The organism is Rheinheimera sp., from assembly GCF_020217005.1.
Taxonomy (GTDB): Bacteria; Pseudomonadota; Gammaproteobacteria; order Enterobacterales; family Alteromonadaceae; genus Pararheinheimera.
Map to the genome: position 1 here is coordinate 1 of NZ_JAIWOI010000084.1, position 10,000 is coordinate 10,000.

Sequence of the window (10,000 nt, forward strand, 5' to 3'; positions counted from 1 at the left end):
TTTTGTTCAGGTGAATCCGAACAGCAAAATTCCGGCTTTATTTGATCGCAGCACAGGCAGCCGTGTGTTTGAATCTGGCTCAATCTTGTTGTATCTGGCTGAAAAATTTGGCGCTTTTTTACCAAAAGATCCAGCCAAACGCACTGAAGTAATGAATTGGCTCTTCTGGCAAATGGGCAGCGCGCCTTTTGTTGGCGGCGGTTTTGGCCATTTTTATGCCTATGCGCCGGAAAAATATGAATACCCCATCAACAGGTATGCGATGGAAACCAAACGTCAGTTGGATGTGCTCGACCAACAGCTGGCTAAACAGGCTTTTGTTGCTGGCGATGAATACAGTATTGCCGATATCGCCATTTGGCCCTGGTACGGTGCTTTGGCTTTAGGTCGTTTGTACAATGCAGCTGAGTTTTTGGATGTACAAAGTTACACACATCTGCAGCGCTGGGCTAAGCAGATAGACGCTCGTCCTGCGGTACAACGTGGTATCAAGGTCAATCGCAACTGGGGTGAAGCCCACGAGCAGCTCCCGGAACGTCATAGCGCTGCGGATTTTGATCGCATCCCTAAAGCTTAAAATCTGAGGCTTAATCAGTCCGGTTGGCAAAAGGCAGACTGAGTTCTGCCTCTTGCCGATACTGCTCAATAGCCTTTTGCTCTTGCAAGCAGTATCGGGCTATCGCCTCATTGATGGCTCTATGCTGTGCTTTTTCAGTAAAGCTGTAAAAACCATGCCGCAGTACGGGTGCAAGACCCCGTTGCAGCTTGTGTTCACCCTGAGCTCCGGCATCAAAAAACTGCAGCCCCTGTTTGATACAGTAGTCTATACCGCTGTAATAACAGCATTCAAAATGCAGGAAGTTAAAGTCGTGTTCAGAGCCCCAATAACGGCCGTATAAGGTGGTTTCTGATTGAAAACACAATGAAGCAGCCACCATTTTTTCATCAACAAAAGCTGCGAATACAAGGATTTGGTCCGCCATAGTCTGACCCCAACGCCTGAAGGTGTCCGCAGTCAAATACCCATTATGGCGGGAACGTTTTTGGTAGGTGTCGCAGTAAAAACCGTAAAACTGCTGCCAAAAAGCAGCATCCAACTCAGCGCCAGTTAAAGTTTTGAGCTGCACGCCCTGCTCTGTCACCGCAGAGCGTTCTTTACGAATTTGCTTACGTTTGCGTGCCGTCAGCACTGCCAGAAAATCATCAAAATGTTGAAAGCCCTGATTCGACCATAAAAATTGCACGTCAAAACGTTCGATAAAACCTGAGTCGCGAAACGCTTGCTGATCGTCCGGCGCGGCATAAAGACACTGTAGATGGCTCAGCGGTATTGCTTGCAGCAGTTGATGTACACCCTGCTGTAACCACTGCAGCAACTGAGTTTTATCCAGCCCGGCAGCAAGACCTAAACGTGGTCCTTCGGCTGGTGTAAATGGAATAGCCAATAAAAGCTTAGGGTAATAGTCCAGGCCATAGTTTTGATAGGCCTCAGCAAAAGACCAATCAAACAGGTATTCGCCATAGGAGTGCATTTTGATATAAGCAGGGATAGCGGCCAGCAGCCTATCTTCTTGCCATACCACAAAATGCCGTACCAGCCAGCCGGTGTCCCTACCCGGACTGCTGCCCACACTGCCACCCAATTCCAGCGCCTGTAAAAACTCATAACGGCTAAAAGGATAGTCAGCGGGAAATAAGGCATTCCAGTCCGCTGCTTTGACTTTATTAATTGAATCAAGCCACTGCAGCTGCATATCAGGACCTTACCAGAGCGATGCGGCCAGTTTTGACCACTTGTTTATAAATACGCGGCTCTGGGGCGAGCACATACAAATCACCATTTAGACCAGTCAATTGAATAGGCACCTGACTTTGTCGTGCCACATCAGCATTGGCCTCTATATGTGCAGCTTCGCCATGCACAGGCACTGCAATCTGAGGTTTGACCCAGCTGTACAATAACTCCAGCTCACCCCGGCATGGGTGGCCAGAAACATGAATAGGTAGGTCCGTGTTGTGGCTTTGTAACGTCTGAATATCGCGTTGCTGAAATTGCTGCACCAGCTTTTCGATAAAGCCTTCATTGCCCGGAATAATAATGGAGCTGAAAATGACTAAATCACCACTTTCCAGCGACAACTCCCGCTGCATATCAGCAGCCAGACGGCTTAACGTGGCCTTCGGCTCGCCCTGACTTCCTGTCGCTACGACCAACACCTCTTCTTTGGGTAAATAGCCTAAATCATTGGCGTCTATCAGATGAATATCATCAGGCCAGTGGCCTGTTGCACGGGCGGCACCCACCATATTTTGTAATGAGCGGCCAAGCAGCGCCATATAGCGTCCTGTCTTATTCGCTACCCGGCCAAGTGCTATTAAACGCCCGACATTACTGCTAAAACCACTGACCACCACCCTGGCCTGAGCCTGACTTATGACCTGCAATAAGGCGTTGTAGCAGTCCGTTTCGGATACGGAAAAGCCTTCACGCAGCGCATTGGTCGAGTCACAAACCATAGCTGTGACCTTTTCCACAGCTAAACGTTGAAAAACGCGGGGTTTAAAGGCTCTGCCTGTCATTGGAGTGGCGTCAATTTTCCAGTCGGCCGTATGAAACACGGACCCGGCATCGGTGCGGATCATCAAACAATGCGGCTCAGGAATAGAATGAGTAATAGAGAGAAATTGCACTGCAAAAGGGCCTATATGCCTGGTATCGCCGGTTTTTACTTCAATAATAGGCACTTTATCCATAAGCCCGACTTCGGCCAGTTTGCGGCGTAAAATCTCAGCCGTAAAAGCTGTGGCATAGACAGGGCATTTGAATCGGGGCCAGAGTGCTGGTAAAGCCCCTATATGATCTTCATGGGCATGGGTAATTACAATGCCAGCGAGATTCTCTGGCTGTCTGGCGATAAAAGCCGGATCTGCAGCCACTACATCGGCTTTTTGCAGGCTGTCTGGTTGCAACGGACTATTAAAAGTCACACCACAGTCCACCATCAACCAGAAACCGGCATGACCATACAAATTCAGGTTCATGCCAATTTCGCCTGTGCCACCTAAAGGTAAAAACCACAAATCAGCGCGGCCCGGTATTAAATCCACTATGACAACTTCCCAAAAACACCTTCATGCGTAATACGCTTAGTGTAAGCCCATTGGCTCAGTCAGCCTAGAGATAAACAGAAGTCGCTATTTGTGCACAGGCCCGGCACTCTGGTCAATTTGCTGTTGCAGCGATTTAGCAAAACCCAATAAAAACAGCACTTCAGCCATGACAAACAAAGGTCCAATCAATAAACCGACCAGATCATCAACAAAAGCAGGCTTTTTGCCTTCAAAATAATGCCCGATAAATTGCAGTACCCAGCCAAATACAAAGACTGCGGCTGACGCACCTAACCAGGTCGCTGTGCTTTCAAGCCCAACCAATTGCAGTGCAACAGCATAACAGCTGGCGCTAAACAGCAGCATCACCAGCCCCATGCTCAGACTTAAGCGAAAATAAAACGCCAAAGAACCAAGCAGTAATAAGTGAGTAGCAGTAAAACCTGCAGCTATCTCAAAGGACAACAAGCTAAATAAAGCGATCACAATTAAAGGGATACCAGCAAAGTGGGTATAAATATTGCGCTGATCCCTGTGGTAATGGGCGTATTGAATTAAATGCTCAGACAAGGTTTTCATAGAGTTCTCCTTCGCAAAAATCTTACTCTAAGATAAAACCGCAGTGAACACTGTCGGGAAGCCGACAATCTTGCAGCTATCCGAATCTTGTGTAAAACATCTTAGTTGGTATCCAGCTGTGCAGCTTGTTTTAACAGTGTTAAATCCAGTACTTCAATATGACCATAACTGGTGCGCAGCACTCCGCTCATAACCAACTGTTGCAGCAACTGATTAATAGTTTGGCGTGATAAGGACAATAACTGCCCGAGCTGCTCCTGCTGCACCGGGATCAGATAACCTTCGCCCTGTTGATGCAAACGACACAAGCTCAATAAACGCCTGGCAAGCCGCACTGAGGCAGGCAACAGGCTGATATCTTCCAGCGCCTGAAATACCATTCGCATTTTTTCCGTCAGTAATTGACCAAAACGTTGCCACCAGAGCGGATCCTGCAACACCAGCTGTTGCAGCGCAGAATGATTCAGCTGAAGCAGCCGGCTTGGAATACTGGCTGTGGCATCGTGAGTACGCTCTTTGTGATCAAACAAGGCTATTTCACCTATCCAATCCCCCGCTTCCACTATGGTCAGCAAGGCCTCGCGGCCTGAACTGTGAACTCCTGCAATCAACAAAGCACCGGATAACACCACATAGATGCCATCAAAAGCATCACCTCTGCTAAACAAACGTTGACCAGAGCCCAGCTGTATCAGTTTGGCCTGGGCGAGCAACTGCAGCTGTTGTTGCTCAGATAACGCAGCAAACCAACTGCTGTGCTGACGCAGTAGCGGCCTGTAATGTTCAGGCACAGAGGTTTCGGATACAGAGTGTTCGGGCATAAGCATTTCCGGTATCAGGTATGTGGAGCAATCAAACTGTGCACAAGGTAGGAGATCCGGATAAAATCAGCAAGTGTAGCGGATCCGCATAACAGGCATCACAGGACTGACGATGAACAGAAGACAATTTTTAATAGCAGGGGCCGCCATCAGTGTAACAGCGGCAGCAGGGTTGGAACTGGGGAGCAGAGGCTTTCAATCCCATTGGGATGCATTGTTAGCACAGCTGAGCGCTTTGCAGCATAAAGAACTGACCAGCAGTGGGAGCTGGACTCCAAGTCAGGTGTTTCAGCATCTGACGCAGAGTGTTCTGGGTTCTGTTCAGGGCTATTCAGAACATAAAGCAGCCTGGTTCACCCACAGTATTGGACCTGTTGCGCTTAAAGCCTTTAAAACCGCTGGCGCTATGCTGCATCCTCTGGATGAAGCCATACCTGGCATGCCGGCACTGGACGCTCATATGCCAACACAGCAAGCTTTGCAGAACTTGCTCCAGGCTTTAACGCAATTTGCTCAAAGTAGCAGCCTTAGCCCACATTTTGCCTATGGAGTGCTGGATCATCAGGACTACGAAGCGGCTCATGTGATGCATATCCGGCAACATTTGACGCAAATTCAAAGCTCGTAAGCCGCATCTATTGTGAAAGACGCCGGTTATAAAGGACTGACAGCCGGCGCCACAAAAGCCGGGATCTGCCAACATCCTGAGTCAGTTGTTTGGGCTGGCTGCGCCGGCTTCATATACTGAAAGACCACTTGATCCACAATAGCTATCGACATCTGCGCCATTTGGTCAAAATTATCTATGCCATTATTAGCAAACCCCTTGCGGGTGCGGTGTATATTAAATTTGTCGGAGAAACTGCGGCCAAAAGCTTGTTCTACTCCGGTTTTCCCTAAGATAAAACCATAGAGCCCACCCCAGGTTGCAGCAGGGTTATCCGAATCCCAACCGGCCAATACAGCTATTTTAATGGTGTTTTGCATATCACCTTCACCATAAAACAGACTGACTAAACTGGCCGCGAAATTAATACCAGCGGCAAAACAGCCATTGCAATACAACTTTTTTCCGCTGATTTCATAGCCGTCTTTGGCTTCGACCTGATACCGCTGATACAGCTTATCCCTCGCCTCTTCCCATGGAATACCGGATTGGTACAAAGACCAGACATAATCAAACATCTTGGCCGGATATTGATTGGAAGGCAGTTCTGCTCTGGCTTGTTTTGCAATGCTCAACAACTGAGGCTGAATGGCTTTGGCTGGGTCCACTGTTGCAGAGAGTGCATGCATCACAACATAAAAATTAGCAATGTCGGCCGCTTCGGCATAAGCAGTAGTGCGTATAGGTAAATAGGCCAACTTTGAAGCGATATCAGCACGAAATGGCGCCAGAATACCGAAGATCTCTGTAGTCAACTGAGCATCAATCATATCGTAATGCGGGTTATAAGCGGGCATACCTGTCAAAGGTGGCAGAATATTTTGCTGCATTAAATCAAAAGCCTGCTGATTGGATACCCACAAAAAGTTTTCAGCTTTGCCTTCAGCCGTTTTAAAAGGAGTTTCCGAGTCTTTGTAAATATGCGCCAGCCAGCCATCCCGAATTTGTTCAGCACTAAGCAGTGGAGTTTTGCTGTCATGCATCAGTTTCAGATAAATATATTCAATATCGCTGTCATCATCAGAACCCCAGACTTCATCTTTGTCTGCAACGACCCAATCTATAGTGTCAGATAAATTACTCGGAATACCCTGGCCCCAAATACTGGGCTGGTCTTTGCCTTGCCAGTCTTTGCGGGTATAAAACTGCCCTGCCGGTCCATCCCCCCCAATTTTATCCATTTCAGTCACCAGCCCTGTCCAGTTCGCTATGCTGAGCCCAAGCCAAAAACCATGCACCTTGTCAGCGTAGAGCTTTTTATTCAATGTATGAGTGCCTTCAGTGACAAGCTTGCATAAGGCGGCAGGCTCGGTTTGCCCTTGAGCATTGAGCACCAAAGGACAGACTAACAGGCCAGACAGCAGCAAAACAGCAACAACACAATGTGATAGCGAATGCATACAACCCCAAAATGAAAGCACTTACAATAATGCTGTTATGCGATGTACAGTCTTTATTGTCAAGTCTGGCAATAGTGCTCTGCTTGCCAGATAGTGGCAATGATGTAAGAAGTTGTCGCCCTCGGCACTAAACATCGGCCCTCTGGCGGCAGGCAGCGTTGATCTGGCTTTATGGCACGCAGGTCATGCGCTGAATACGCAAAGTGAAGAGGAAGCACAGGTTTGGGTCAGTGCGCCGGCCGCCGAAAATCCTAACGCCTTGATTACACAGTCCATGGCAGAGATTGTGCCAGCATCAATTCTCTATGCTAGAGTTAAATCAACAGCTTATTAAATTGTTCCAGTGAGTGCTGAGCCAAATGTCGAAAGAAACTAAAAGCCCATTCAGATACGACCTCACATCACCAGCCTCCTACGAAGCTAAGCCGCAAACTCAGGCTGATTCCGATCAGAATTTGCAGGACCAAAACTTGCAGGACATAGTTCAGCTGGCCCGTTATATCTGCGACGCCCCTATAGCTCTGGTGACAAGAGCTGATGAAAAGGAACTTAGTTTTATTGCAAAGATCGGATTTCCGGGACACTCAGTGGCAATAAAAGAATCATTTTGTGTTCACGCTATGGAAGCGCCGGATACTGTTATGGTGGTGCCAGATGCCAGGCTGGATCAAAGATTCAAAGATAACCCTATGGTATTAGGCGAGCAGGGTTACATATTTTATGCGGGCTCTCCTTTAGTTAGCCCTGAAGGTGAGGTGATTGGTACCATTTGTGTCTTTGATTATGTAGCTAAGCAACTGAATCAAAAACAAATTGAATCGCTGCAAGCTTTATCCCGACAAGTTATCGCCATGCTGGAGTTAAAAAAACTCAGTGAACAACTGCATCAAACCAGCATGACGGATGCCTTAACCGGAGTGCATAACAGAAGAGCTTTTGATCAACGGCTGGAAAGCGAATTTTCCCGTTGGCTCAGGACCGGTCAGTCCTTTGTGCTGGCGCTTATCGACGTCGATCATTTTAAAAGTTTTAACGACAGTTTTGGCCATGCTGCTGGTGATCAGGCGCTGAGTCAGGTTGCGGCTTTATTTCAGCAAAACAGTCGCAACTATGACTTTTTTGCCCGTTATGGTGGTGAAGAGTTTGCACTGATCCTATCTGGCGCAGATCTGGTTTCTGCCTACAAGAAGCTGGAAAAACTCAGACAGCTGATAGCGAGTCACCCATGGCCACTCAGGCCCTTAACCGTAAGTATCGGGTTAGCCGCCGCAGAAAATCTGACTCAGAAAAAACAACTGCTCGAGGCTGCCGATCTGGCTCTGTACAAAGCTAAAAATCTTGGCCGCAATCAAAGTTGTATATTTTCCAGTCACTAGAGCGTACTGGCGCCAACCTGCCTTTAAGTACTCACCAACAGCCAGTGACACATGACCGCAGTTTAAGCCGCCAACAGGCTGCAGCGAAACCTCTGCGCCAGAAACACAAAAGTGTCATTATGACTCTAAAACACAAGGTCATAATGACTCATAAAAATCCTTACCTATTGATTTATATATAAAATAAAAATGGCCTACCTTTTGAATTCCAGGAAGGAGTTATCTAACATCAATAGAGGATTTTTATGCCAGTCGATACGATCAACAGCCGTTTTGCCATTGTTACAGGCAGCAGTTCAGGTATAGGTTTAGCCGTCACTTCGGCGTTATTAAATCAAGGGGTAAAGGTTTTGGCCATGTCGCGCAAAAAAGGCGAACTGGCACCTCTGTTGTCTCATTTTGGCGAGCAGTTGATTTGGTGCAAAGGCGACGTAACCCAAGCTTCAGATCTGGACAAACTTGCAGCTTTGGCCAAAGACATTGGCCCTGTGGATTATCTGGTGCCGAACGCCGGTATAGCTCAGTTGGGTGATAGTCTGGATGCCGAAGCTTTTCACCGGCAATGGGCGGTCAATGGCGCCGGAGCTTTAAATACTCTGGCGGTACTTCGCAACCAACTCGCTCCACAAGCTTCAGTGGTCTTTATCGCTACTTTTTTATCTGCCATCACCTTCCCTGGACTGGGCGCTTATATAGCGTCAAAAAGTGCACTCAAAGCTCAAGCCCGCACTTTGGCGGTCGAGTTAGCCGAAGCTGGGATCCGTATTAATCTGGTGTCGCCAGGCCCTACTGCTACGCCTATCTGGGGCAGTTTAGGTTTGGATGAAACCAGTCTGAACTCTGTAGCAACTTCAGTTTGCCAGCGGTTACTCACAGGTCAATTCCTTGAAGCTTCTGCAGTGGCCGATGCCATTGTATTTCTGCTGTCGGATGCTGCGCGTGGCATTTATGGTCAGGATTTAATAGTGGATGCAGGTTTTACTTTAAGCTAGTTGAGTCACAGCAGGGATAACAAAAGTCGCTGTTATCCTTGCTGCAGAAGAGGAGAAGTTTTATTCAGCCACAAAACACGGACACTGATGACCAGTGCGAAGAATTAGCAGCAGGCTAAGTTTTAATCCTGCTCCCACATCTCATCGTCGGCAGCCCAAAGTTTTAACAGCTCCGCCTGCCGCGCTAACTGGCTGGCCTGCTGGGTTAAGTCACCCTTTAATACCGGGCTGCCAGTCCAGGCTGTGCCTTTTGCCGCAGCAGCTGCCAAAGCGGCCCATTTTTTGGCAACAGCAGCTAAAGCTTCACGAGGCTCAGCAGCATATTCTGCAGATAAAAAATCAAAAGCCACAGGTTGCGGCTGCACGCCTGTTGTGTCGCCAGCTAATATCCAGTGCCCAACGAAACCCGGATCAGCCGGATCTTCTACTGCCCATAAACCTACATAAGGCGCAGCATACCACTCAGGCCAGTCACAAATGACACCATGCGGAATATTCTGCGCTTTGACATAAGCTTCAATAGCGGCAAACTGTGCGTCACACCAGGCCCAGTCTTCTGCTTCATCCAAATCCATACACTAAGGCCCTTGTTGGCTCAAAAGCGCTATTTTCACTAAGTTAATCCAAGGCAGCAAGCTTTGATTTCAAGTACACTCTGCGCCTTGTTTCCTCAGGATAGCCAAGATGACAGTGATAGATACTTTTGTTGCCCCAGCCTGTCATCAGTCTATTGAAATGCTGTATCAGGACGAGCATATTCTGCTGATCAACAAACCCAGTGGCTTATTGAGTTTGTCCGGTAAAAACCCGCTGAACCTCGACTCTGTGCACCATCGTTTAGCCCAAATTTATCCGCTTATCAGCTTAATACACCGACTCGACTTTGGCACCTCAGGTATTATGCTGCTGGCCCTGGATAAAACCACGAACGCCTTGTTAAGCCAGCAGTTTCAGTCCCGCACTGTGACCAAGCGCTACCAAAGCATAGTGGCCGGTCATATAAAACAAGATAGCGGCATCATTGAAGTGCCTATCAGCAAAGACAAAGCCTTGT

At 47.9% G+C, this 10,000-nt stretch carries 11 protein-coding genes; 5 read left to right on the forward strand and 6 right to left on the reverse strand.

From position 1 onward, the window contains the following. The coding region (gene yghU, locus LDL40_RS04085) for a glutathione-dependent disulfide-bond oxidoreductase (RefSeq protein ID WP_300993864.1) at window positions 1–577 on the forward strand (577 nt) is incomplete at its 5' end. 10 nt (window positions 578–587) lie between these two features. Here yghU and LDL40_RS04090 read toward each other — a convergent pair. The 4 genes from LDL40_RS04090 to LDL40_RS04105 form a co-directional block, all read right to left on the reverse strand. Next, the gene (locus LDL40_RS04090; protein ID WP_300993865.1) at window positions 588–1,754 is read right to left on the reverse strand and encodes a GNAT family N-acetyltransferase; all 1,167 of its coding nucleotides are present in this window, start codon (window positions 1,752–1,754) and stop codon (window positions 588–590) included. 1 nt (window position 1,755) lies between these two features. Next, a complete protein-coding gene (locus LDL40_RS04095) occupies window positions 1,756–3,108 on the reverse strand; it encodes a ribonuclease J (RefSeq protein ID WP_300993866.1) in 1,353 nt (450 codons plus the stop codon). An 87-nt stretch (window positions 3,109–3,195) separates the two neighbouring features. Beyond that, window positions 3,196–3,690, reverse strand: coding sequence for a DUF962 domain-containing protein (locus LDL40_RS04100; protein ID WP_300993867.1), 495 nt, complete (start codon window positions 3,688–3,690; stop codon window positions 3,196–3,198). Window positions 3,691–3,791: 101 nt separating this feature from the next. Then, the gene (locus LDL40_RS04105) at window positions 3,792–4,511 is read right to left on the reverse strand and encodes a Crp/Fnr family transcriptional regulator (RefSeq protein ID WP_300993869.1); all 720 of its coding nucleotides are present in this window, start codon (window positions 4,509–4,511) and stop codon (window positions 3,792–3,794) included. A 112-nt stretch (window positions 4,512–4,623) separates the two neighbouring features. Between LDL40_RS04105 and LDL40_RS04110 the strand changes: the two genes are divergently transcribed. Next, complete coding sequence (locus LDL40_RS04110) at window positions 4,624–5,139, forward strand: DUF1569 domain-containing protein (RefSeq protein WP_300993871.1); 516 nt, start codon at window positions 4,624–4,626, stop codon at window positions 5,137–5,139. 26 nt (window positions 5,140–5,165) lie between these two features. Here LDL40_RS04110 and LDL40_RS04115 read toward each other — a convergent pair whose 3' ends face one another. After that, window positions 5,166–6,578, reverse strand: a complete 1,413-nt coding sequence (locus tag LDL40_RS04115; protein ID WP_300993873.1) for an ADP-ribosylglycohydrolase family protein — start codon at window positions 6,576–6,578, stop codon at window positions 5,166–5,168. Between the two features lie 359 nt (window positions 6,579–6,937). Between LDL40_RS04115 and LDL40_RS04120 the strand changes: the two genes are divergently transcribed. Together LDL40_RS04120 and LDL40_RS04125 are read left to right on the forward strand one after the other, a co-directional pair. Beyond that, window positions 6,938–7,954: a sensor domain-containing diguanylate cyclase gene (locus LDL40_RS04120; protein ID WP_300993874.1), complete on the forward strand. Its 1,017-nt coding sequence runs from the start codon at window positions 6,938–6,940 to the stop codon at window positions 7,952–7,954. 245 nt (window positions 7,955–8,199) lie between these two features. Continuing rightward, a complete protein-coding gene (locus LDL40_RS04125) occupies window positions 8,200–8,946 on the forward strand; it encodes an SDR family NAD(P)-dependent oxidoreductase (protein WP_300993875.1) in 747 nt (248 codons plus the stop codon). A gap of 122 nt (window positions 8,947–9,068) precedes the next feature. On the opposite strand, the gene LDL40_RS04130 is transcribed toward LDL40_RS04125, so the two are convergent. Beyond that, on the reverse strand, window positions 9,069–9,521 hold the full coding sequence (locus LDL40_RS04130) for a DUF4826 family protein (protein WP_300993877.1): 453 nt from the start codon (window positions 9,519–9,521) through the stop codon (window positions 9,069–9,071). A gap of 109 nt (window positions 9,522–9,630) precedes the next feature. On the opposite strand from LDL40_RS04130, the gene LDL40_RS04135 reads away from it, so the two are divergent. Beyond that, a partial coding sequence (locus LDL40_RS04135) for a pseudouridine synthase (RefSeq protein ID WP_300993879.1) occupies window positions 9,631–10,000 on the forward strand: 370 nt, incomplete at its 3' end.

Excerpts from the sequence above, each read along its gene's own strand:
- LDL40_RS04110 (WP_300993871.1), top strand. The coding sequence starts at position 4,624 with ATGAACAGAAGACAATTTTTAATAGCAGGGGCCGCCATCAGTGTAACA.
- LDL40_RS04130 (WP_300993877.1), bottom strand. The coding sequence starts at position 9,521 with ATGGATTTGGATGAAGCAGAAGACTGGGCCTGGTGTGACGCACAGTTT.
- LDL40_RS04105 (WP_300993869.1), bottom strand. The coding sequence starts at position 4,511 with ATGCCCGAACACTCTGTATCCGAAACCTCTGTGCCTGAACATTACAGG.
- LDL40_RS04100 (WP_300993867.1), bottom strand. The coding sequence starts at position 3,690 with ATGAAAACCTTGTCTGAGCATTTAATTCAATACGCCCATTACCACAGG.
- LDL40_RS04120 (WP_300993874.1), top strand. The coding sequence starts at position 6,938 with ATGTCGAAAGAAACTAAAAGCCCATTCAGATACGACCTCACATCACCA.
- LDL40_RS04115 (WP_300993873.1), bottom strand. The coding sequence starts at position 6,578 with ATGCATTCGCTATCACATTGTGTTGTTGCTGTTTTGCTGCTGTCTGGC.
- LDL40_RS04125 (WP_300993875.1), top strand. The coding sequence starts at position 8,200 with ATGCCAGTCGATACGATCAACAGCCGTTTTGCCATTGTTACAGGCAGC.
- LDL40_RS04090 (WP_300993865.1), bottom strand. The coding sequence starts at position 1,754 with ATGCAGCTGCAGTGGCTTGATTCAATTAATAAAGTCAAAGCAGCGGAC.